The 21,917-nt window shown below is 39.6% G+C and carries 20 protein-coding genes and 1 pseudogene; 8 read left to right on the forward strand and 13 right to left on the reverse strand.

Annotation, left to right across the window (positions count from 1 at the left end; translation table 11 throughout):
• A pseudogene (locus tag ACO1QW_RS12320) lies at positions 1 to 1,791 on the reverse strand (hypothetical protein); the annotation flags it as partial.
• 555 nt (positions 1,792 to 2,346) lie between these two features.
• Positions 2,347 to 2,841 (reverse strand): phosphoribosyltransferase family protein, encoded by a 495-nt coding sequence (locus ACO1QW_RS12325; protein WP_486258932.1) that lies wholly within the window; start codon positions 2,839 to 2,841, stop codon positions 2,347 to 2,349.
• 250 nt (positions 2,842 to 3,091) lie between these two features.
• On the opposite strand from ACO1QW_RS12325, the gene ACO1QW_RS12330 reads away from it, so the two are divergent.
• Together ACO1QW_RS12330 and ACO1QW_RS12335 are read left to right on the forward strand one after the other, a co-directional pair.
• The gene (locus ACO1QW_RS12330; RefSeq protein WP_486258934.1) at positions 3,092 to 4,060 is read left to right on the forward strand and encodes a PepSY domain-containing protein; all 969 of its coding nucleotides are present in this window, start codon (positions 3,092 to 3,094) and stop codon (positions 4,058 to 4,060) included.
• A 249-nt stretch (positions 4,061 to 4,309) separates the two neighbouring features.
• A complete protein-coding gene (locus ACO1QW_RS12335; protein ID WP_486258936.1) occupies positions 4,310 to 5,626 on the forward strand; it encodes a 4Fe-4S dicluster domain-containing protein in 1,317 nt (438 codons plus the stop codon).
• Between the two features lie 124 nt (positions 5,627 to 5,750).
• Here ACO1QW_RS12335 and ACO1QW_RS12340 read toward each other — a convergent pair whose 3' ends face one another.
• From ACO1QW_RS12340 to ACO1QW_RS12375, 8 genes are all read right to left on the reverse strand, one after another.
• Entirely contained in the window at positions 5,751 to 6,443 is a 693-nt protein-coding gene (locus ACO1QW_RS12340) for a LysE family translocator (protein WP_486258938.1), read from the reverse strand.
• A gap of 33 nt (positions 6,444 to 6,476) precedes the next feature.
• The gene (locus tag ACO1QW_RS12345; RefSeq protein ID WP_486258940.1) at positions 6,477 to 7,547 is read right to left on the reverse strand and encodes a hypothetical protein; all 1,071 of its coding nucleotides are present in this window, start codon (positions 7,545 to 7,547) and stop codon (positions 6,477 to 6,479) included.
• A complete protein-coding gene (locus tag ACO1QW_RS12350; protein WP_486258942.1) occupies positions 7,534 to 8,268 on the reverse strand; it encodes an NRDE family protein in 735 nt (244 codons plus the stop codon). Before ACO1QW_RS12350 ends, ACO1QW_RS12345 begins: the two co-directional genes overlap by 14 nt.
• Positions 8,256 to 8,756: a hypothetical protein gene (locus ACO1QW_RS12355; protein WP_486258944.1), complete on the reverse strand. Its 501-nt coding sequence runs from the start codon at positions 8,754 to 8,756 to the stop codon at positions 8,256 to 8,258. Before ACO1QW_RS12355 ends, ACO1QW_RS12350 begins: the two co-directional genes overlap by 13 nt.
• A gap of 172 nt (positions 8,757 to 8,928) precedes the next feature.
• A complete protein-coding gene (locus ACO1QW_RS12360) occupies positions 8,929 to 9,333 on the reverse strand; it encodes a DoxX family protein (RefSeq protein ID WP_486258946.1) in 405 nt (134 codons plus the stop codon).
• Positions 9,334 to 9,360: 27 nt separating this feature from the next.
• Positions 9,361 to 9,816, reverse strand: coding sequence for a YHS domain-containing (seleno)protein (locus ACO1QW_RS12365; RefSeq protein ID WP_486258948.1), 456 nt, complete (start codon positions 9,814 to 9,816; stop codon positions 9,361 to 9,363).
• A 53-nt stretch (positions 9,817 to 9,869) separates the two neighbouring features.
• Complete coding sequence (locus ACO1QW_RS12370; protein ID WP_486258950.1) at positions 9,870 to 10,571, reverse strand: Crp/Fnr family transcriptional regulator; 702 nt, start codon at positions 10,569 to 10,571, stop codon at positions 9,870 to 9,872.
• A 20-nt stretch (positions 10,572 to 10,591) separates the two neighbouring features.
• Positions 10,592 to 11,632, reverse strand: a complete 1,041-nt coding sequence (locus ACO1QW_RS12375) for a hypothetical protein (RefSeq protein WP_486258952.1) — start codon at positions 11,630 to 11,632, stop codon at positions 10,592 to 10,594.
• Positions 11,633 to 11,726: 94 nt separating this feature from the next.
• Between ACO1QW_RS12375 and ACO1QW_RS12380 the strand changes: the two genes are divergently transcribed.
• The 6 genes from ACO1QW_RS12380 (at position 11,727) to argS (ending at position 17,994) form a co-directional block, all read left to right on the forward strand.
• Positions 11,727 to 12,506: a (Fe-S)-binding protein gene (locus tag ACO1QW_RS12380; protein ID WP_486258954.1), complete on the forward strand. Its 780-nt coding sequence runs from the start codon at positions 11,727 to 11,729 to the stop codon at positions 12,504 to 12,506.
• 24 nt (positions 12,507 to 12,530) lie between these two features.
• Positions 12,531 to 13,034, forward strand: a complete 504-nt coding sequence (locus ACO1QW_RS12385) for a hypothetical protein (RefSeq protein ID WP_486258956.1) — start codon at positions 12,531 to 12,533, stop codon at positions 13,032 to 13,034.
• Positions 13,035 to 13,071: 37 nt separating this feature from the next.
• Positions 13,072 to 13,593 carry a hypothetical protein gene (locus ACO1QW_RS12390; protein WP_486258957.1) on the forward strand — a complete coding sequence of 174 codons (522 nt, stop codon included), beginning with the start codon at positions 13,072 to 13,074 and terminating at the stop codon, positions 13,591 to 13,593.
• Positions 13,594 to 14,324: 731 nt separating this feature from the next.
• Positions 14,325 to 15,140: a hypothetical protein gene (locus tag ACO1QW_RS12395; protein ID WP_486258959.1), complete on the forward strand. Its 816-nt coding sequence runs from the start codon at positions 14,325 to 14,327 to the stop codon at positions 15,138 to 15,140.
• A 146-nt stretch (positions 15,141 to 15,286) separates the two neighbouring features.
• Positions 15,287 to 16,099, forward strand: a complete 813-nt coding sequence (locus ACO1QW_RS12400) for a hypothetical protein (RefSeq protein ID WP_486258961.1) — start codon at positions 15,287 to 15,289, stop codon at positions 16,097 to 16,099.
• Positions 16,100 to 16,218: 119 nt separating this feature from the next.
• Positions 16,219 to 17,994: an arginine--tRNA ligase gene (gene argS / locus ACO1QW_RS12405; protein ID WP_486258962.1), complete on the forward strand. Its 1,776-nt coding sequence runs from the start codon at positions 16,219 to 16,221 to the stop codon at positions 17,992 to 17,994.
• Between the two features lie 96 nt (positions 17,995 to 18,090).
• Here argS and ACO1QW_RS12410 read toward each other — a convergent pair whose 3' ends face one another.
• The 3 genes from ACO1QW_RS12410 to ACO1QW_RS12420 form a co-directional block, all read right to left on the reverse strand.
• Positions 18,091 to 20,334 carry a TonB-dependent receptor gene (locus ACO1QW_RS12410; protein WP_486258964.1) on the reverse strand — a complete coding sequence of 748 codons (2,244 nt, stop codon included), beginning with the start codon at positions 20,332 to 20,334 and terminating at the stop codon, positions 18,091 to 18,093.
• A gap of 201 nt (positions 20,335 to 20,535) precedes the next feature.
• Entirely contained in the window at positions 20,536 to 21,228 is a 693-nt protein-coding gene (locus tag ACO1QW_RS12415) for a hypothetical protein (protein ID WP_486258966.1), read from the reverse strand.
• Positions 21,229 to 21,394: 166 nt separating this feature from the next.
• Positions 21,395 to 21,907 carry a heavy-metal-associated domain-containing protein gene (locus ACO1QW_RS12420; protein ID WP_486258968.1) on the reverse strand — a complete coding sequence of 171 codons (513 nt, stop codon included), beginning with the start codon at positions 21,905 to 21,907 and terminating at the stop codon, positions 21,395 to 21,397.
• Positions 21,908 to 21,917 lie beyond the last annotated feature (10 nt).

The raw sequence follows: 21,917 nt of genomic DNA on the forward strand, positions 1-21,917 counted from the left end.
AGAGTTGTTAGTTGCACCTGCTATTGGTGAACCATCCTTACTCCACTGGTAAGTGAACGGACCGGTACCACCTGCGGTTGTAGAGAAGGTTACACCTTCACCACCAACACATCTTGTTGCATCACTTGGATCTGTAGCTGTTGTTACAGGGTTCACTGTAAGTGTTGCACTCTGACTTGCTGTACCACAGGCACCTGTTACGGTTACACTGTATGTACCTGCTTGTGCTGCTGTGACAGGACCAGCTACTGTATAAGAACTCATCGTTGCTCCTGCGATCGGTGCACCATCTTTACTCCACTGGTAAGTGAACGGACCGGTACCACCTGCGGTTGTAGAGAAGGTTACACCTTCACCACCCACACATCTTGTTGCATCACTTGGATCAGTAGCTGTTGTTGGCGGATTAACAGTTATTGAATAAGTACATACCGTTGGACTTAATTCGGTATTGGCATAAGAAATAGTCAATGTTAATGTAAAGCTTTGCGCACCTGCTTTCACACTTACTGATTGACCGTTATCAGCCCCAGTAATAGAAGCACCATTATTCACTGTCCATTTCCATGTTTCATTCGCTGTAGGCGCTCTGCCTGCACTATACATATTAGTTGTACCGCTACATACTGCAGCAGTAGGAACTTCCGGACAACTGCCGGCTGTATTTACCGTTACCGAACAATGGGACGTAGATATACATCCTGTTGCTTTATTTGTAACAGTTACAGTAAAGGAAATAACCTGGCCTGCATCAAGTGGACCTGCAGTATAAACAGGATTCTTGATATTATTTGCATTAAAAGAACCTGCTCCATCTTCTGTCCACGCATAAGTATAATGAGTAGGATCTGTATCAGCATTTCCACTCAAATCAACATTTAATTGTGTGTTGTGAGCAGCAGAGGTAATATCGATCAATGTTGGCATGGCGCTGCAACTGATCACCGGCAAAGGATTGATCGTTACAGTTGCCTGGTTAGTAACAGTCGAACATTTATCCGCTGGTACTCTGTAAATACTCACATAATAAGTTCCCGCTGCAAGTCCTGTCCATGATAACGTGCCATTGTTACCATCTTTTGGTGCCTGCACATTAATATCATCAGCCGTGCTGGCTGTACCATTGGTATTTACCAATTGGTATTTTGCTCCTGATGTAGCATTGCTCAGCGTTATTGTTCCTGTAGCCGGCGCACAAACTGCACTGCCGGTTAAAGTTCCCGGCTGTATGGGTATACATGCTTTGGTTAAACAGGTACCCCCTGCTACATCTATAATACAGCACTCGGTTCCGTATTTGATAATTGCAAAGTCGGGCGACAATTCCCAACTACCATTAAGGGTTAACCGATACCAGATTACTTTGCTTCTGGCACCATCGTCGAATTTAAAAACCGGCCCATCATAACATGATTTAGCCGGCGGATTCTTTCCATAACTTGTTTTTGATGGCTCCCAATTCATACCATCATAACTGGTTTCTGCTACTGCCCCTTGAAGTGCAGCTGCAATATCAACCGGGTCATTAGGGTCAGGGCATTCTAAAGGAAAAGAGAAATTGCTGAGCGCATGCTTTGCTCCCGTCTGTGTTACCTTGTATGTAAACGTGGTTTTGTTGTTGGCTGCATCGTAGCTGCGTGTAGCTTCAACTGTAAAGTTGTTGGCACAGGTCTGCGACTGAACCTTTGTAACAAAACCCGTCAACAGAAAACACAGGAACGTACTCATCAACAAACCGCTCCATTGCCCCTTTGCAGATAGTTTCGGGTAGAGTTTTAAAAATTGTTTCATAACAGATGAATTAAATGTAAAATCTCGAATGAGGTTAAAAAACCTGGAAACATGTTCCAGGATAAGTGTTTGAAGACTGTCCTAAGTAGAATTCATTTCATCATTGTTTTTTAAGTGAAAGATGTTAACTGTTCAGGTTTAGCAAAAGATGAGATTTTAAAGAAGGATAGTTTGCTCGGCTGCAAAACATAGCACGTTAAGCACTATACCACGCACAGCATAGCAAATCATTTACAATGTGAATTATGAACAAGGACAGTAAAAAATATAACGGGGACAGTTATATAACGGTAACTGGTAACGGCAATTCAGGAATACAGGATTTAAGAAGGTATTGGTATTAATTCTACTTCAGAGGGTGGAATACACACGGGTAAACAAAAAATTTCGAAGGGGCGGTGCAAGCTTTCAAGGGGAGGCGGTTAGCGATAAGTAAACATAGCTATAAATTCCTAAAAATCCAATATTTAGTTAAGGTGGGAGAAGACATTTTTTATTCTCTCATACAAAATGTGGCAGTTTTCAAAACCTGTGAAGCTTCAGGTTTAGCTTGGGTTAAATCAGGTATGCACCTGTAATTTCTTCACCCGTTAATTCCACATAAATATGCTCTTCCAATGTTGTTGCAACCGATAAACCCACATAATCGGGCTGCACAGGAAATGTTTTATGGGTACGCTCCACCAATACCAACGTTTGAATTTTCTTTGGTTGGAAATTTAGAAAGGGCTTTAACGCATAAAGCATTGTCTTGCCACTGTTCGCCACATCATCGATTAATAAAACAGATTGGTTATTGAACCCGATTTCACGGTCAAGAAAAACTTCCACAGGATATTTCTTATCGAGCGTTACTTCCACCAGCTCCACGTGAATATTGCTGATATTCATCACTTCCTCAGCCAGTTTTTTTGCAACGATTAAACCACTCTGCCTGATGCCCGCAAAAAAAAGTTGCTGCTCATCATGATTGCGTTCTACAATTTCAAATGCCAAACGTTTCAATTTGCGTTGCGTGCTCTCTTTATCCAGAATGTATTTCTTTTCCATGTTGGGCTAAAGATGCAAATTTAAAAGGAATTTCAGCTGACAAAAAACATTCACTATAAGACGCTGATATTTCGATTCCTCTTCACCTGATGTCATCGTCAACCAGCATCAGATCATTGAACATTTTTTCTTCAAACTTCTTATTCTGGCACAATAGTTTCGGTCATTTCGTAATGTTTTAAAGTGGGGCGCTTCTATTGTTTCTAGAGTTTGCTCCGCACCAGTATTGTTCATTAAAAAATAATTAACCATGAAAAAAATCTTAATGATGGGCGCAGTACTGCTTACGGCCGCCAGTGCAGCGTCGGCAAGTGATGGCAGATCAGCATCTCAAAATTCAAAAAGTTTATACGTAAATCAGCCCGATACGGTTATTGTGCCTTCAGGCATTCAAACTTCATTCGTCAGGCTATATCCCAACGCCAACAGGGTGGTATGGTACCGTTACACTCCCGCCAACATCGTAATTGAACCGGGAATGTGGTATTCAACCATGGACACAAGTGACTACTATGCAAATTTTTGGTGGAACGATGACGAATACATTGCCTGGTACGACAATGGTGCATGGATACATTCTACTCAACGCATCGACAGATCAGACTTGCCCGATCAGGTTAGCCAGGCCATCAGTCGTGAATACCCCGGGTTTGTAGTTACTGATGTAGACATTGAACACGATCAGAATCAAAAATTATACGAAGTAAAACTGGATAAAGGAAATACCCGTTGGAATGTGCACTACTCTCCTACCGGAACAGTTGTAAAGAAAAAAATGAAAAACCTTTCGAAGGTCGATGCGGAAGCTGCGATGGTAACTGATTTTGAAACCCGTTACCCCACCGCTTCTACTGTAACATGGTATCGTTATTCACCAGCCGACAGAACAGATCTTGTGCCGTCTGATTGGCAATATGCATTGGACGAGCAGGATTATGAAGTACGTTATATCATGGACGGAAATGAATACGTCGCTTATTATGATAATGGAAAATGGTTACGTTCCGAAACAATGGTATTCGATCGTTCCAAATTACCTGCTTCAGTAACCAATGCCATCAATAGTCAATATGCTGGCTACAGTATTAAGGACGTTGACAGGGAAGACGAGGACAAGCAAATTATTTACGAAGTGGAATTGGTAAAAGGCAATGAAAAATGTAAAATTCATTACGCAGCTGATGGAACTATTGTTAAGAAAAAATGTAAAATGAAATAGTTTATAACCTTTGTCAAAGCCCCGTTTATTACGGGGCTTCTTTATTTCTGATTGAGATCGATCAATATTCAACTTTAAACTTCAAATCTTTCACCACTAACCTTAAACCTTCCCTCTTCAGCCCTTAACCAATAACTCTTAACCCAAAAGATTCAACCTGCCTGCTTCACGCTTAAACATTAACCATCAACAACTAACCCCTAACCATTAACAACTAACCTTTATCTTAGCAATACAAATAACGTTTGTATGCAGCTTGTTCAACAGGTTTTATTTGCACTATGTTTCGGTGGCGCTGTTTGGTTCTTCAGCAAAAAAGTGAAGGAGATCCGCAGAAATATTCTGCTCGGGGTTGATGAAGACCTTACAGATAATCCATCGCTTCGTTGGAAGAATATGTTGCTGTTGGCCTTTGGTCAAAAGAAGATGTTTAAAAATCCGTTAGTGGCAATCTTGCATCTTGCAGTGTATGTTGGATTTGTCATCATCAATATTGAAGTGCTTGAAATTGTATTGGATGGTTTATTTGGAACACATCGTTTATTCTTTCCCTTGCTCGGTTCTTTTTATTCATTCCTTATCAATTCATTTGAAATACTGGCTTTACTGGTGCTGGTTTCCTGCGTTATTTTTTTAGTGCGTAGAAATATATTGAAATTAAAACGCTTCCTGAGCAACGATCTTAAGGGATGGCCACGGAGCGATGCAAATAATATTCTAATTACAGAAATTGTGCTCATGGCACTGTTTCTCACGATGAACGCTGCCGACCGGGCTTTACAACTCAATGGTGCCGATCATTATCATGATACAGGCAGCTTTGTCATCTCGGGTTTATTGGCACCTTCCTTAGCAGGTTTATCTGAAACTTCATTGATGGCAATTGAACGTACCGCCTGGTGGTTGCACATACTCGGCATTCTTGCATTCTTAAATTATTTACCATGGAGTAAGCATTTACATATTCTGCTCGCTTTCCCAAACGCATGGTATGCACGTCTTACCAAAATGGGCGAAATGGCAAATATGCCTTCGGTGCAAAATGAAGTAAAGTATATGATGCAGCCTGAGCTTGCTCCGGCGGATGCTGCTCCGCCATCGAAGTTCGGCGCAAAAGATGTGTTTGAACTTAGCTGGAAAAGTTTGCTCGATGCTTACAGTTGCACAGAATGCGGTCGATGCAGTGCGGCTTGTCCTGCAAACATCACCGGCAAATTATTGAGTCCACGTAAGATCATGATGAGCACACGGGATCGTTTGGAAGATGTTGGCCGCAACATAAATGCAAACAAAGAATTCGTGGCTGATAATAAAACCTTGCTCAACGATTACATTACTGTGGAAGAATTACGTGCATGCACAACCTGCAATGCCTGTGTTGAAGAATGCCCCGTGAGTATTAACCCGCTCAGCATTATTCTTGAATTACGTCGTTCGTTAATTATGGAAGATAGTAATGCACCGGGCGAATGGAATGCCATGTTCAGTAACATTGAAAACAATTTTGCTCCCTGGAAATTTAGTCCTGATGAACGGGATAGATGGGTGGAAGAAATGAAATCATAACAGTGCATTTGCTTTTTTTTTCCGGCTTCACAATTTCATAGCACCCACATTGGCGACCCTCCATTCATGTTCGGTGCACTTGGCAGCACGCCCCTCGTACATCGTACTTACACCGTTGTACTTCCTAATGAACTTTATCCTCCAATCCTGCTGTTACTTCTTCAGGATGTTCTAATTGATGCACGGCATCTTTGTGTTTAAATATGCGGTAGAGTTGAAATAAGCCCGTAAAAAGAAATACGCCGCCAATGATCCAGTGAAGCATATCCTGTCTCGCATTCAAATGGTCAACAAGTAATCGTCCGCCAAAAATAAATATACAGTTACCTGCAAAAGTACCAATACCAATTCCTAAGATATAAGCATTGTAATTACTTACTTCCGGCTTTAATATTTTTTTGGTGAACAGCACGGTGCTCCATCCAAACCAAAAAGGAATTTGCACCGGGTTTATCAAACTCATGGTAAAGCCAAGCAGTCCACGGTGCATACCACTCGACAAAATAATATTTTCACTTACCGAGGGGTGAGCAGCGGCCCAAAAACTTGATGCTGCTAATGCAAATACGATAAGCACAGTTAACCATTCCAGTGCTTTTAATAATTTTTCCTGCCTGCGTACCCAATCCATTGCAACGAGAGAAATGCGCACATAAATAATTTCAGCGGTTAACGAACCCGCCGAAAACCAAAGCGCAGGCGAAATGCCATCGGTAATACCGATTTGCATTGCTGCAATGTTAAGTGTTCCAAGAGGCAGTGAACCAAGAAAGCTGATGATAAAGCCCCACATTAAAATTTTAGCAACCTGTGGCATAAAACAAATATAAGGCTTGAAACAAATGAGCCATTATAATTTTGGAGCAATGGCATCCAATGCTGTCACATGAAGATTATTTGTGCGAAACATTTCTCTTGCTTCATTTATAGTCATGTACGGATAACCTTTTGCATGATTCCGTTTACTGATGCTGTATAAAATAAACCAATGCCTGATGATTTCCTTCCAGGCATAAAACAAGGAATGTTTAGGATCATACATATGTGTAGGATCACTGCCTGCACCATTGAGTTCAATGATGTGAAAATTCTTTCCCTGCCTCAGATCGTCCCAATCATTGTACATCACATCCAAACGTCCGTAATAAAACCCGTTGATCTGCCTGCACACTGCATCTATGTTATCAATAAATGTTTCATCCGCTTTATCACTCCAGTCAACAAACTTCGATCCTCTTGCATGATTACCATAAGGCGCAAGAATCAGTACTTCACCCTTCGGTAATACGTTCAAAATATCTTTTCCATAAATCTGTTTTAATGCATCTATCTGCAAAATATAACGTGGCTCTTCCAAAATCAATTGATACAATGTCGACACTCCATCACCAAGTACAGTCATCGGTTCTTTTGCCACAATTCCGGTTACGGTTCCTGCAGCAATATCGGGCATGCGATAATAAAAAATACCAACCTCGTGTTTGTAAGGCGATAATTGCTGCACCATAAAATCAACAGTGCAAACTTCTGCATAGTGTGCTAACTCAGCAATGTCTTTTACTTTCTTCACTGCTTTGCCCTGCATGCCAATCACAGGTTTTGCAATAAGCGGAAAATGAAATTGATGAGCTTCTATTTGTTGCTGAATAAAATCGACACTGGTGCCCGCTTTTACAAAGAAGAATGCAGGATAATACTGGCTTGGAATTAATGGATAGATATCCTGTTTCGGCTCCATTAAAAAACCACCATGCTTAATAGTTGGATTAGCAGCAGTAAAAAAGAATTTGCCTCCTGCTTTTAAACATAGCCATGCAAATACGGGATAGATCCAGCCATATACTGCTGTAAAGCTCCAGTATTCCCAATGTAACAACCGGATAAAAAACGGGTGATGCGTAAACAGTTTAGGTAGACGCATGCAGCGATGAAATAGAATGATTGAATTGCTGAGTAAAAATTTGATTGCTTAGGAGATCATGATAATGCATGCTGGATAAATTTTGTTGGCGATCCAGTTGGGTTATGCTTACGGTTGACAATTCATTTCCCCTGTTCATTAATATATCGTTTTGCTCATCACCATCACCTGCAAAGCGATGGAAATGTAATATCTCTTTACTGCCGATGCTGCTGTATTCTTTAAGAAAAAGATCGAACCAGCTTTTTCTCTTTTCAACGATGGTGTTATTGTATAAAGTTACCGAAGACCATATATGTGGTGCAGCTGCATCAGTTTCTTTTATCGTTTTTTCCTGGCCATCCCATCTTGCTTCAACCAGTTGTTGCGCTTGCCTTATTACCAATGTAAACGGTTCGATCTTGTGCAGGTTAATAAGTTCAAAGGCCGCTACCGGTTGTGGATGATCGAATATATCGAGGAAAATAAGTCCACGGCTTTTTCGATAAGGCGGATTATAATGATGATTTACAAAAGCGCCATTAAGCAATACCATGGCGTTCCCGTTTTCATGCAAGGCCATCCATGTTCCACCTGCATTGCCATCTTTAGGAAACAGTAAATTACCACTGGCAAATTTGTACCATTGTGGCTGCTCTGCTTTTAAACGCACTTTTTTTTCATCCCTGTTTGATGTCAGGAAAAAGGAATTGTTATTGGGTATGTAGGTTACTGTGCACATTGTTCACGGTGCCGAATGGTAGAAGACGCAATGCCAAAATGTTCTGCTGCCAATTCGGTTTTGAGTTCTTTTAATCCCACACGGATCAGTGCCATGTGGTGAACGGTATGTTCAAGGTTATAAAGTAATTCACGATTGTAGTTGGTGGTAAGATGAAGTTGTTCACTTGCTGATCCATCGTATACACCCACCAGCTGCAATTCTATATTCTTTTGTTCAATAGACGACGAAATATCGCTTAACAGTTGCTTTGCAAATAAAGGATCAGTTTCAATATTTGCATCTCTCTTCCGTTCGTCGTAACAAATACGACCGGTTGAATAGCCACTCAAAAGACATTGAAACAATTCAATGATATGGCGTGTATGCTGACCAACCGATGCTCCGGATAAATTTTCAGATGACGCTTTGTATTGTTCAGCGGTTAACTGATCAAGCACTTCAGTAAGTTGTTGAAAGGATGCCCTGATGGCATTGTATAACTGCATAGAAATGGGTTGCGTTTTAAAAATAGTTATTTTCTTAATAAATAAACCTACCGCACATAAATTGTGGACATCCTGTTTCTAATCGTCAGGTAATCCTGAACATACGACTTCTCCCGCTGATCAGATTTTTTTGTTGAAGGGTACCATAGTTGCAAAATTGCGTCACATTCACTCAGGATTTTCTAAGTCGCAGAATTTGCAGCAATTGTTTGATCTGTGATTGATGGATAAAAAGCAAGATCACTGAAGAAATAAAAACCAGGAGAGCATAAATGAATAATTGCCCCCCATCTCCCTTTACTTCAATTCCCAATGTAGTAAGATGAAAAAATATTGCACCACTCATTAATCCAATGGCCAGCAATGCGCCCAATGCAGTTGTTCTGGGAACAAGGATCAGTATTGCTGCAATGAGCTCCATTACACCAGTGCCAATGCGGCCCCAAGGCTCCATGCCGATTGTTGAAAAAATATAAACTGATTCTTCGCTGGCGGAAAATTTGAAGAACAACGTTTGCAGCAAAATTACTGCAGCCAGCAAACGTAATACCCAGATAGCAATAGTTAAAGGTTTCATGATTGACATATAAATGATGTGATAAGATTAATGAGAAAGTTTGCTCCAATTGGCATCAGCTTTTGTTTTTAAAGCCTGCTCATCTTTATTCCACGTTTTAAGCGTATTGTTGAAAAGCTTATTGTAAAAAAGGTAAAGCTTACCATTCAACACTTTAAAAGTTTCGGGATCCACCTCCACTTTTTCACCCGTTGCTCCCATTGCGTAAGCACACCATCCACCGTATTGCGGTTCGTATTTCGATGGATTTTTTTTAAACGCTTCTTTGTTGGCATCGGTTGAAAAATGATAACGCACTCCCTGGTAAACAACAGCATGCTTGGCACTGCCTTTTACTGCTTTCCCGTTGAAATAGGCAACCACATCATAACCCTGTGCTGCTAAACCTTTTTCAAGATTAAATAGTTCAATCCTTTTCGGTTCCTGTGCCAGGCCGGCAGAAATTGAGGAGATAAATACAAAGAATAATAAAAGCTGTTTCATTTTGATTGTTTAATGAAACAAAAGTAGAGTACTGCTAAAGTAGCTAATGTCGGTTAAATGACAGCTACGCCCTTTTGCAGATTTTTAACGGAAGGGATGTTGATCACTTGCCTCGTAACCGCCAGCAGCCCTGCTGTCTCCAATTCATTCAGCATTGTTGTTACAGTTTGCCGGCTGCTGCCAATTAGTTGGGCAATATCTTCATGCGTAAGGAAATTCTGAATAGAGTACTCATCCTCATTGCTGGTTTCGCCTTCTTCCTTTGCCAGGATGACAAAGAAATTGATGAGCCTTGTTCTCACATCTTTATTCAACAGGTTCAATAAGCGATTTTCAAATTTGCGGAGCTTTTGTCCTACTTGTTTGGTAAAATGAAAACCAATATTGGGTTTGGTTTTGAGAAGTCGTTCAAAATCTTCGATATTAAATGCACACAGCGACACATCACTTTTATAAGCCTGTGCAAATTCGCCGTTCAGATTGTTACGCTCTAATGTAAACTGGCCAAACACTTCACCTTCACGAATGATCTCTTTGATCACTTCCTTTCCATCTTCATCAATATACCCGATCTTGATGGTGCCGCCCTTCAGGAAATAAAGTTTGTTGTGATACTGCGAATCGAAATAGATGTATTCGCCTTTGTTAGCTTCAATAAAATGATGATCAAGGTTCAATTCTTCATATTCGTCATCACTTATATGAGCAAACAAATCGTAATTGCGTATCAGCAGAAACTTTTGATCAGCACTCATAAATTCAGTTATACTTGAAGTTAGTCATATTTCTGCAGGAGTTTAAAATGCTGCTGCGACTGTTTTAAAAACCGGTAACCACGTTGAAAACTCCAGTAAGGAAATCCATGTTGATGATTATACTTGCTTATTTCATACAACGCTTTCCAGTGTTTTAAAATTTCACTGTACGCTTCCCCAAGGCTCATATTACAATCATAAATGTGATTAGGCTCCGCACCGCAGCCATTGTATTCGAGAATAAAAAAGTTTTTCCCTTTTTTCAGATCTTCAATGCTGGTTGTTTTAATATCGTATCGGCCGTAATAAAAATGTTTTGAATAATGACTTAGCTCATCAAACACTTTGTGCAGATTTTCATCAATTTCACTACGAAGGTTGGTAAAATGCGCACCACGATTATGATTTCCGGCGTAGGATAAATAAAAAATATGATCTTTCTCAATCACCCGGTCGAAACGATGTGCATGCCTGTGTTGCATTTCTAACATACGATGTTTGGCACGTGGATGGTTTGCGATTAAGTGTTGAAGCATGTCCTTTCCATTTCCAATAACATGCAACAGTTCTTTATTAATAAAACCGCTTACCGTTCCTTTTTGTGCTGATGGATGACGATAATAAAACACGCTCACTTCCACCGGTAGTTCAATAAGTTCCTGTACAATATACTCCACGGGAATTCGCTCATGATATTTTTTCAGTTGATCTTCTGAATCGATCTTTCTGAACAAAATTCCTTTCATGCCTACATCAGGCTTCACGATAAATGGATAAGTAAATTCTGCTGCTTCAAGTTTTTGCCTCACCTCATCAAATGCAAGATCATGCATAATGTATATGGTACGTGGCACTGTATGCGGCGGCAACTGGTCATACATTTCCTTTTTTCCTTCGCCTTCAAAACCACCAAATGAAATGGTTGGATTTGATGGCGTAAAAAACCAAACTGCCTTGCTGCGTATCATATACCATACCCACACAAAACTGATGGGAAAATAGATCATAGCGAAAGGCCACAATTCCCAATTCGTTAATCGTTCAAAAAATTTCTTCAACATGAAATTCAAAGATAGCCGCCTCAAAGAATATATGAACAAACTGCTGCCTGTAATTTCATCGCTTTCACTTAGTTTTGAAACAAATTGATTGATTATGCATATAAGGTCAATGGCTGAAATGATGGCGAATAATGAAACTCCTGAAGTACTTTTTTGGGTGGGTTGCGCCGGTAGTTTTGATCAGCGTGCACAAAAAATCACAAAAGCATTTGCTACTATTTTAGATAAAGCAGGAATTAAATTTGCCATTTTAGGAAAAGAAGAAATGTGTACCGGTGATCCTGCACGCCGCTCGGGAAATGAATTTCTTTTCCAGATGATGGCTTATAATAATATACAAGTGCTGAATGGTTATGGCATAAAAAAAATTGTAACTACCTGTCCGCACTGTTTTAATATTTTCAAAAACGAATACCCGGCCTTAGGAGGTTCGTATGAAGTTATTCATCACACAACTTTGTTGCAACAATTGATTGATGAAGGAAAAGTAAAACTAAAAGAAGGCGGATCATTCAAAGGCAAAAAAATTACTTACCACGACAGTTGTTACCTCGGTCGTGCAAATGATATTTATGAAGCACCACGTAAAGTATTAGAAGCGCTGGATGCGGAGTTGGTTGAAATGAAACGTTGCCGCAGCAATGGCCTATGTTGCGGTGCAGGCGGCGCACAAATGTTTAAAGAAGAAGAAAAAGGCACAACACGTGTAAATTGGGAACGCACTGATGAAGCCGTTGCAACTAATGCTTCCATTATAGCTGCCGCTTGTCCTTTCTGTAATACAATGTTAACAGATGGCGTTAAAGTTGCAGAAAAAGAAGAAGGAATAAAAGTATTAGATGTGGCCGAGTTGGTTGCTGCAAGTTTACAATAGACCCGTTGCATTGAAATTGAACATATGAAAAACTTTCTGAACGGATTTAACTGGAAAAACTTCTTTCAACGGACTGCCTTGTTTTTCCTGGTGTTCCTGGTAATACGAATACTGGTTGATTGGTTTGAAGGTAATTTTTCTTTTAACAATCTTTCACTCACTGATTTTATCCGCTATCTCATTCTTGGTGTGATTCTTGGCTTGCTTGACTCCGACACCTGGTCAAAAACCAAGAACATGGGTACAAAAGAGGAGCCATTACAATTCCGCAATTTTCGTTCTGCATTATTTCATTATATCGGCCTCGCCTTTTTCATTGCTTTATTGTGTGGAGTTATTTTCGCCGCACTACTTACACTGGTGTGGGGTATCAGCCGTGTAACCGGTGCCGAAGTAAAAGGCAGTTTTACCGAAGCATGGAAAACCTACCTCCTCATTATTGCCGTAATTGGTATTTGTTTTTCGGTGTACGATGCCGCCCGGAATTATATGCGGGTGAAACGTTTGAAAAAAACTACACGTGATTAACCTATTGCAATCACTCCACTCCCTTTAACTTTGCAAAATGAAGCTGGAATATAAACATTTGCTCCCCGTCGATTTTGCACCTGATTCCCGTGTCTGGATCTACCAAAGCAGCCGTATGTTTAGTTTAGGCGAAGCGATACAGATCGAGGACCTGATAAATCACTTTATCTCAGGCTGGAACAGCCATGGCACGCCCGTAAAAGGTTTTGGTACTATGTTTTATGGCCAGTTCATTATATTAATGGCCGATGAACGAGCTACAGGGGTTAGCGGATGCAGCACCGATAGCAGCGTAAGGCTTATTAAAGAAATTGAGCAATTATATAAGGTAAGCATGTTCGACCGGCAAAACCTTGCATTTGTACGTAAGGATAAAGTTGAACTACTTCCGCTTAACCAGCTACAATACGCCGTCGACAATGGATTTATCAAGGCCGATACCATATATATTAATAACCTTGTACAATCTAAAGAGGAACTTGAGCAAAACTGGCTTATTCCTGTAAAAGAAAGCTGGCTTGCTAAACGAATTAACCTGGAAAACAGCGAAAAAGCCTGAACTTAAAACCGTTCGTCCCACATCACATATTTGTGGTATACCACTTTAATCATTGGCTGCCACCTTTCATACGCCAATTTCTACAGTTCATCAGTGCGCATTTTGCGTTAACATTTCTTTCATGCCATCCATCCTCAATTCACTCCTTTTCACCAGAAAAAGAAAAGAATTTTGTGCTGCCGATGTAACAAAATAGTACGTTCTCCGTCACATCTGTACAAGTTCTTTGAAGCAATAAATGACACCAGCGATTGATTGCAGTTTTTGAAATTCAATTTGGGAATTATTGAAAATTCTGCAAAAAATACGCTTTTAACCAATGAAAAATACTAATGGAAAACACTAAACTGTCAAAAACTTTGTAATTTTCAAAAATTTTTGAAAATTTAGTTGGAAGATAATTTAGCCTGTTGTAAATTTGCAACGTCAAACAAAAGGTACCCAAAGCTCCGGTTAATATAGAAACACCGCCTTTGACAGTTTACTTCGAAAAACATCCCTGTTAAACTGCACTTTAAACAGGTACCAAACAAAAACGAAAGCGAACAAACCAGAACAAATTGCCTTGATGGCCGGTCATCCAAAAAAAATGACCATTCATCAGCTTAATAAGCCAAACAAGGTATTATGTATTGCAAAGTACCAGTTTTAAATAGTATCTTTGTTATACAATTGAAAGAAAAGAAAACCCGATAGGGATAAAATAAACAACCTTAAACATCAAAAACGAGATGACAACAAAATTAACAGTGAACTCCGAAACTAACGGAACACTTAAACAGAACAACAACAGCTTAGGTAGAAGAATGATGCGTTTAACCGCTACAGCCCTCTTCGCAGTTATTGCCTTCGCTACAATGTCGTTTACCCAAGACGACACAACCAAACGTGTGACTGAAAATACTGCTACTGTTGCAGATAGCTGCTGCGTAGTAACTTTCGTAAGTGGAAATCAACAAATTGTGATCACAAATACCAATGCATTTACTGCAGATGTAAAGATCAACAATATGGATATCAATACCTGGGTAAACAGCCTGAAAGCATACACTTACAAGAGAATCAACTTCTCTTCAATTGGATTGGCCGATAATAAAATGGACCTTTCTTTTGATGTAGCTGAACAAATGAACAGAAAAATGGCCGTTGCTTACAGCAAAAACCTGGAATCTGAAAACACCGTTGCTGATAATGGAATAAATAACCAGTTTACAGAAGCCGTGGCAGCTCCACTTTTCAGCAAAATGCTTCGTGTTGAAGCTTCTGAGGCTGATGCTTCGGTTGACAACATGATCGCTGATGATGCTCAGAACAAAGCAAACGCTTCAGCATTCAGAAGAACCGTTACAGCGGGCAACATTGCGGCTGATGAAGAACTAGACCTTTTGGTTTACGCTTCAACAGTTGAAAACAAAAAACTGAACACTACAGATGCAGACACTAAAATGGATGCACTCTTAAATAAATCTTCTTTCAGCCCTGTTCGTCCTTCACTGGGCGGTGCGGCAGACCAGGCAATTGATGCCTTGCTGAAAAAGATGAACTAATTAAGATTTTCTACATGCAGTTGGTTTAGGTTTCGGGGTTGATTTCCATCAACCCTTCTTTTTTTGTTAACCTTTACGCAATTACATGACCGGCGAACGATTTTTACGAATTGCCTCGTAAATTAGCAGCCTAAATTTTTCTGACGATGAAAATGATTGTTTCTGCCATTGCCGCATTACTTCTTATCGGCACCAGCACAGCTCAGCAAGTAGTTAACGAAGCGGTTATTCAAATGAAGACCGAAACAAGTAATCCAAATTCAGACGGTGCTCCTCCTGTTTCAAATGATGGAGAAGGACGTATGATGGTGCGTATCGGTGATGGCGAGATAAAATCAAAAATGTTTTTCAAAAACGGCATGACCAAAATCGAAAGCGATATGGGCATGGGTACCAACCAGGTTATCATTGATAGTAAAGAAAAGAAAACCACCACCCTGTTTGAAGCAATGGGCCGTAAAATGGGATTTTATACAACCGAAGCAGATATGCAACGAATGATGGCCGGTGCTGATTCAGGTCGTTCACCTCAACAAAGAATGCAGCAATTCAATCCGGAAGTTTTTATTGAATACTTGGGTGAAACGAAGAAGATTGCCAGCATGGAATGCAAAAAAGCGCTCATTCGTTATAAAGATCGTCGTGGACAGGAAGTACAGCAGGAAGTTTGGTATACTCCTGAATTTGTTTTTGGTGAAGGCTTCCGTATTCGTGACGTAATGCGTATGGCCAATGTGCCAGGGTTAGAAAAATTGAAAGGCTTCCCCATGGAGTTTGAATTGACGAGACAAAATGGAGCAAAAGTTCATTACCAGGTAACCAAAGTTGATTTAGGTGCAAAGGTTGATGACAAAGTATTTAATATTCCTAAGGATTATGATATTAAACCCATGAGCGAAATGAATCAAGGTGGTGGCCGGAATGGTTTCCAGTTCAGGGTAAATGGTGGCGGACAGTAATAAATTGTTTAGTTATATTCTCAAAACCTCCCGTTCACGGGAGGTTTTTTATTTCCATAAACTCACCCGAAGTTTTCACTTAGTTCATTTCAGTTATTTTTGCGGCACAATTACAACGAATGGCAATTCAGCAACAGATACAGCAGGCAGCAATTGAAAGTTTAGAAAAGCTTTATGGCAAAACATTTACCGCAAAGGATTTCCAGATCAATAAAACAAAACCTGAATTTGAAGGCGATTATACCATTGTGCTATTCTCTCTACTGAAACCGTTAGGAAAAAGTCCTGATGCGTTGGGTAATGAACTTGGTAAACATCTTACAGAAAATCATCCTGAGCTTTTTACTGCATACAACATCATTAAAGGATTTTTAAATCTAACTATCGCAGACAATTACTGGATCAATGTACTTTATACCAATTACAACGATGCGAATTTTGGTAAAGCAGAAGCGAAACATCAGAAAGTAATGGTTGAATATTCATCGCCTAACACCAACAAACCATTGCACCTCGGTCACCTGCGTAATAATTTTTTGGGATGGAGTATTGCAGAGATCATTAAAGCAAATGGATATGATACAGTGAAGACCTGTATTGTAAACGATCGTGGTATTCATATCTGTAAAAGCATGATCGCATGGCAATTGTTTGGAGATGGCGCAACTCCACAAAGCACCAATACAAAAGGCGATCATTTTGTTGGTGATTACTATGTAAAGTTTAATGATGAATATAAGAAGCAGGTTGAAGAATTGATATCGGCCGGCATGAAAAAAGACGAAGCGGAGAAAGAAGCGCCGATCATGAAAGCTACACAACAAATGTTGCTCGATTGGGAAGCTGGTAAACCCGAAGTGATGGAACTCTGGAAAGAAATGAACGGCTGGGTATATGCAGGTTTTGAGGAAACGTATAAACGCATTGGAAGTGATTTTGATAAGATCTATTACGAAAGCAATACATACCTCTTAGGTAAAGAAACGGTTCAGCAAGGTTTGGAGAAAAATGTATTTACACAAAAGGAAGATGGCAGCGTTTGGATCGATCTTACCAATGATGGACTTGATGAAAAAATTGTGCAGCGTAAAGATGGCACGTCTGTTTACATTACCCAGGATATTGGTTTGGCTCAGCAGAAATATGATGAATACAAAATTGATCAAAGCATTTATGTGATTGGTGATGAGCAAAACTATCACATGAAAGTGTTGCAACTCATTTGTAAAAAACTCGGACTTCCTTATGCTGATAGTATTTATCATTTGAGTTATGGCATGGTTGAATTGCCTACCGGTAAAATGAAAAGCCGTGAAGGAACTGTGGTGGATGCAGATGATCTGTTAACTGAAATGGAACAGGTATCGCAACAAAAAACAGAAGAGCTTGGTAAGGTGAAAGATTTTTCAGCAGAAGAATTGAAAGAACTGTACAAGACCATCAGCATTGGTGCATTGAAATTTTATTTGCTACGTGTTGATCCCAAAAAGAAAATGATATTTAATCCTGAAGAGTCGATCGATTTTCATGGCTACACCGGGCCGTTTATTCAGTACACACATGCAAGAATAAAATCAATACTGAGAAAACAAAAAGCAGAGGGAACAAATGCGGCGGCAAGCGGCCTCCTCAAGTTGGAAAAAGAATTGTTGATCGATCTGGAAAATTATCCGACCGTCATTGAGCAGTCAGGCAATGAACATGATCCATCTCACCTTGCAAACTATACTTACAATATTGCCAAAACCTTTAATTCATTTTACACCGAACATTCAGTGATGAATGCAGAAAGCCCTGAGAAGAAACAATTACGTTTGCTCATATGTGAATTGACAGCAAATGTAATTGCAAGCGGTATGCATTTGTTAGGTATTAAAGTGCCGGAAAGAATGTAACACTGGTCGGCACGGCCATCGGCCGTCAGACCACAGATAGAAAAGCGGCAAGATCAAACTTGCCGCTTTTTAACTTCTATCCCTACCTAAGATTTTTTAATCAATATTCACTCGCACACCCAGGAACAATCTTCTTCCACTCAAAGGAGCATAATTATAAGAAGGATCGAAAGTATATCCATTAGGATTATTAATTGGATCGTTTACACGTTTATCAAAAGGATCTTCCGGCCGCAGAATGGGATCATTAGGCATAAAGTTCAGCAGATTTTTTACACCTCCGTAAATTTCAACTTTCTTACCAATGCGTTGTGTCAATTGCAGGTTTGCCAATGTAAACCACGGAGAATATTCGGGCCGAAAATCATTTGGTACAACGGGCAATCGTTGCGGACCAAATACTTTCCCTGTAAGATCAAGGGCAAGTCTCCATTTTGGAAAACTATAACTCACTGAATAATTGCCTGAAAATTTTGGTGCAAACGCCTGTTGTTGTTTATAACTGATACCGCTTGCGTCCTTCTGTTTTGTAAACACATCCATCAACGTAATACCGGTAAGGATTTTCAACCTGTTTTTAAAAGCAAGATCAGCATTGAACGTAAATCCTTTTGACACTGCATACCCATCAATATTTTTATAAATGATCTTTTGCGGATCGGTATCATAATCAGGAATGATTTTGTTTGTAAAATAAGTGTAGAACAATGTTGCATCTAAGGTTAAAAATCCGAACGATGGTGCAAACGTGCCGGTATAGTTCACGTTCGCATTCCAGCTACGTTCGGGACTCAACGATTCTGCAATCACAACTTCCCTTGCGCCACTCAATGCTGCATGATCTTCAGTAAACAGGTTTACAATGCGAAAACCATTTCCGGCACTAAACCGAAACACCTGATGTTTACCGTTATTCCATTTAAATGCTAACCGTGGCGATACAATCCCACCCTGCACATTTGTTAACTCATAACGTACGCCTGCAAGCATGGTCCATTGATCATTAAATTTTAATTCATCCTGCACAAACAAACCCTGCAGCTTTTGTACGGATGGCTGTGTTGTAACGCCATCTGGTTTGGCAGTTGCAACTGTATTATCATCATACCAAATAAAACGATAAGGTAGGCCAGCTGAAATACTGTGCTTACCAATGTCTTTATTCCAACGCAGCTGTGCAAATGCACTATGTTGTTTCGCCATGTAAGGAATACTTCCGTAATAAGAATCCTGTTGATGAAAGTTATACGAATACTCAAGCAGCAATTGTTCCTTCCCTGCTTTAATGCCATAGTTACCGATCAATTCCATTCGCTTTGTGTAAATACTTTCACCATATACACTATCACTTCCACGCCAGGTTTTATCCCACTGCATTTCACCACCCCAACGGTCTTCGGTTAATAAACGAAGAGCAAACTGGAAAGGAAGTTTATTCTTACGTTCAAAACTCCATTTATTAAAAAGTGAAACTCGTTTTTGTATTGTTACATCTGTGAAATTATCCTTGTTCACATCATAACGCTTTCCAAAATTAAACATGTTTATTCCTAACAATGAATGGGCCTTACCAAGTTTGAATTTTGCACTGATATCCGCATTCACTTCGTCATAAGTTGTAGCATACACATCAGCATGAAATAGTGCAGCTGAACCCGGATCTTTTGTAATAATGTTGATCAACCCTGCAACTGCTTCACTGCCGTATAAGGTTGATGATGGCCCTTTTACAATTTCAATTCGTTTGATGAGATTTGCAGGTATTCCTGAAAAACCATAAACAGTTGCAAGATTACTGACCACGGGCATTCCATCGATCAACACCATTGTATAGGGCCCTTCCATGCCATTGATATGAATATCGCCTGTATTACAAACATTGCAATTCAATTGTGGTTGCACACCATTTACAATTGATAAGGCTTCAAACACAGTAGCGCTTGCATTTTTCTTAAAAAATTTTGCTGAATATGATTCAACAGCAATAGGACTGTTTGATTTGCTGATTTCTTTTAGCGTTCCGCTGATCACTACTTCTTCCAAAGATTTTGTAGCAGGTTGCAACAGAACAGAAACCATTTTGGTTGACAGGTTCACCATCAGTGTATCACCAAAATATCCTACAGCCGAAATCACAATGGTATCGCCATGTGATGCCGCTACCAAAAATTCTCCACGATGATCGCTCAGCACCGATTGTGTTGTGCGCAGGTTGCGAACCGTAGCATGCTTCACTCTTTCTTCGGAACGCAGGTCAATGACCTCTCCTTTTACAGAAATTACCTGTGCCCTAGCCAAGGTAACCATCAGCATCAATCCCACAAAAATTACACCCCTCATAATTATTTTTTAGACTTGTCTAAATTTATATTTAGACAAATTTAGAAATTCTTTTCATATGGTCAAATTAATTTGGCTGTTTTGCTAATGCCTGTAAGCAAGAAAAAAGCCTGTTCCAATGGAACAGGCTTTAAGTTTATCTGCAACATTCCTTTTTCCGAAACAAGGAAAGAAGGAATAAGAGTATGGGTTTGATGTGTTTCATTTTAAAGCATTTAAAAAATAATGTTCAAGGCTTATGAACAATGAGCGCTCTGTCATACGATGTGCATTGCCTGTCAATTGATAACGTGCTCCTACATTAAACCTTGTGCTGCTATTAAAGATCAACTGAACCGCTGGAGCAATATCAATAAATCCGGACTTGATGTCGGTGCTTTGCTGAGCTAAAAACTCGCAGTACAAATTAAGATTTGTCTGCTTATAGTTTTCATATTTACGTGGGAACAATAGATAGCCCATTGACAAATTGTACTGTAATGCCTGGTTTGAAAAAGGATAGCCCAAATAAATTTTATCGGTTTTTTCTAACTGATTTACAAAAGCAACACCAGCAGATGCAGCAAATTTATCAACCAGTTGCGTAGCTACTAAACCCAACTGCACGCCACTATTATCACCTTCGAGATTTAATTCCTGGTACACCAATGGATTATTACTCCATGCTCCGGCAGCATACACTGCAGCACGAAAATGTTTATGCACTTCATCATTACTGTAAAAACGATACTTTGTATACAGCCTGGCGCTTTCAAATTGTTGTTTCGATTGAAAAAACATATTGGAGAAACTTACTCCTCCTGTAAGCATCCAGTTTTTTGTTAATCCTAATTGCAACTCCGGCATAAACCTATACTCACGCTCATTATTGTGGTACGACTTCATTGTCTTCATGGAAGCCTTTGCAACAATTGTTTTTGCAGGAATATTTGAGGCAGGATTCGAAAAAATATATAACTCCTGGCTCTTTACAGCCAAGCAAATTGATACTAATAAAACGATAGATAAAAAACGGAACATGATATTACGAAAAGGAAGCCCTGAAGCTTCCTTTCTTTATTTAAATTGTTACATGATAAACACGCACACCATTTGCCTCGCCCGTTTTAAAACTTTCGGCTTTAGTTTGGCCGGCATATTTTTTATATTCTTTTGCAGGTAAGAAATTCTTATCAACAATGGTGATCACTTTCTCACCTGTTAACTGTTGATTTTTTGCTTCCAGAAAATAAAGCTGCTTGCCGCCAACAGTAACCGGTTGATTGTTTTGCACAGATACGTTATCGAAATTTGTAACCACTTGCAGTTTAGCAACTGAAAATCCTGCATCCTCCACTTTCTTACGCAATTGGTCGAAATTAATATCAGCACCTTCTTTAAAATTGATAATAAAAGAAGATGTTTTAATATCAGATTCAACACTTGAAATAAACGAAAGTGTTTTCAAAGATTTATTGATGGCGTTGCTACACATAGCACAGGTTAAACCGCTTGCCTGTAAAGTAGCCGATTTAAATTGTGCAGTAGCAGATAAACCCACCACGAGGCATATAAAGAAAAAAACTTTTTTCATAGTAATTCAT

The sequence above is a fragment of the Lacibacter sp. genome (assembly GCF_057361365.1).

What these genes read in the sequence shown, in the direction of transcription:
- ACO1QW_RS12325 (WP_486258932.1), bottom strand. Translation starts at nt 2,841, where the DNA reads ATGGAAAAGAAATACATTCTGGATAAAGAGAGCACGCAACGCAAATTG.
- ACO1QW_RS12330 (WP_486258934.1), top strand. Translation starts at nt 3,092, where the DNA reads ATGAAAAAAATCTTAATGATGGGCGCAGTACTGCTTACGGCCGCCAGT.
- ACO1QW_RS12335 (WP_486258936.1), top strand. Translation starts at nt 4,310, where the DNA reads ATGCAGCTTGTTCAACAGGTTTTATTTGCACTATGTTTCGGTGGCGCT.
- ACO1QW_RS12340 (WP_486258938.1), bottom strand. Translation starts at nt 6,443, where the DNA reads ATGCCACAGGTTGCTAAAATTTTAATGTGGGGCTTTATCATCAGCTTT.
- ACO1QW_RS12345 (WP_486258940.1), bottom strand. Translation starts at nt 7,547, where the DNA reads ATGCGTCTACCTAAACTGTTTACGCATCACCCGTTTTTTATCCGGTTG.
- ACO1QW_RS12350 (WP_486258942.1), bottom strand. Translation starts at nt 8,268, where the DNA reads ATGTGCACAGTAACCTACATACCCAATAACAATTCCTTTTTCCTGACA.
- ACO1QW_RS12355 (WP_486258944.1), bottom strand. Translation starts at nt 8,756, where the DNA reads ATGCAGTTATACAATGCCATCAGGGCATCCTTTCAACAACTTACTGAA.
- ACO1QW_RS12360 (WP_486258946.1), bottom strand. Translation starts at nt 9,333, where the DNA reads ATGAAACCTTTAACTATTGCTATCTGGGTATTACGTTTGCTGGCTGCA.
- ACO1QW_RS12365 (WP_486258948.1), bottom strand. Translation starts at nt 9,816, where the DNA reads ATGAAACAGCTTTTATTATTCTTTGTATTTATCTCCTCAATTTCTGCC.
- ACO1QW_RS12370 (WP_486258950.1), bottom strand. Translation starts at nt 10,571, where the DNA reads ATGAGTGCTGATCAAAAGTTTCTGCTGATACGCAATTACGATTTGTTT.
- ACO1QW_RS12375 (WP_486258952.1), bottom strand. Translation starts at nt 11,632, where the DNA reads ATGTTGAAGAAATTTTTTGAACGATTAACGAATTGGGAATTGTGGCCT.
- ACO1QW_RS12380 (WP_486258954.1), top strand. Translation starts at nt 11,727, where the DNA reads ATGCATATAAGGTCAATGGCTGAAATGATGGCGAATAATGAAACTCCT.
- ACO1QW_RS12385 (WP_486258956.1), top strand. Translation starts at nt 12,531, where the DNA reads ATGAAAAACTTTCTGAACGGATTTAACTGGAAAAACTTCTTTCAACGG.
- ACO1QW_RS12390 (WP_486258957.1), top strand. Translation starts at nt 13,072, where the DNA reads ATGAAGCTGGAATATAAACATTTGCTCCCCGTCGATTTTGCACCTGAT.
- ACO1QW_RS12395 (WP_486258959.1), top strand. Translation starts at nt 14,325, where the DNA reads ATGACAACAAAATTAACAGTGAACTCCGAAACTAACGGAACACTTAAA.
- ACO1QW_RS12400 (WP_486258961.1), top strand. Translation starts at nt 15,287, where the DNA reads ATGAAAATGATTGTTTCTGCCATTGCCGCATTACTTCTTATCGGCACC.
- argS (WP_486258962.1), top strand. Translation starts at nt 16,219, where the DNA reads ATGGCAATTCAGCAACAGATACAGCAGGCAGCAATTGAAAGTTTAGAA.
- ACO1QW_RS12410 (WP_486258964.1), bottom strand. Translation starts at nt 20,334, where the DNA reads ATGAGGGGTGTAATTTTTGTGGGATTGATGCTGATGGTTACCTTGGCT.
- ACO1QW_RS12415 (WP_486258966.1), bottom strand. Translation starts at nt 21,228, where the DNA reads ATGAAGACAATGAAGTCGTACCACAATAATGAGCGTGAGTATAGGTTT.
- ACO1QW_RS12420 (WP_486258968.1), bottom strand. Translation starts at nt 21,907, where the DNA reads ATGAAAAAAGTTTTTTTCTTTATATGCCTCGTGGTGGGTTTATCTGCT.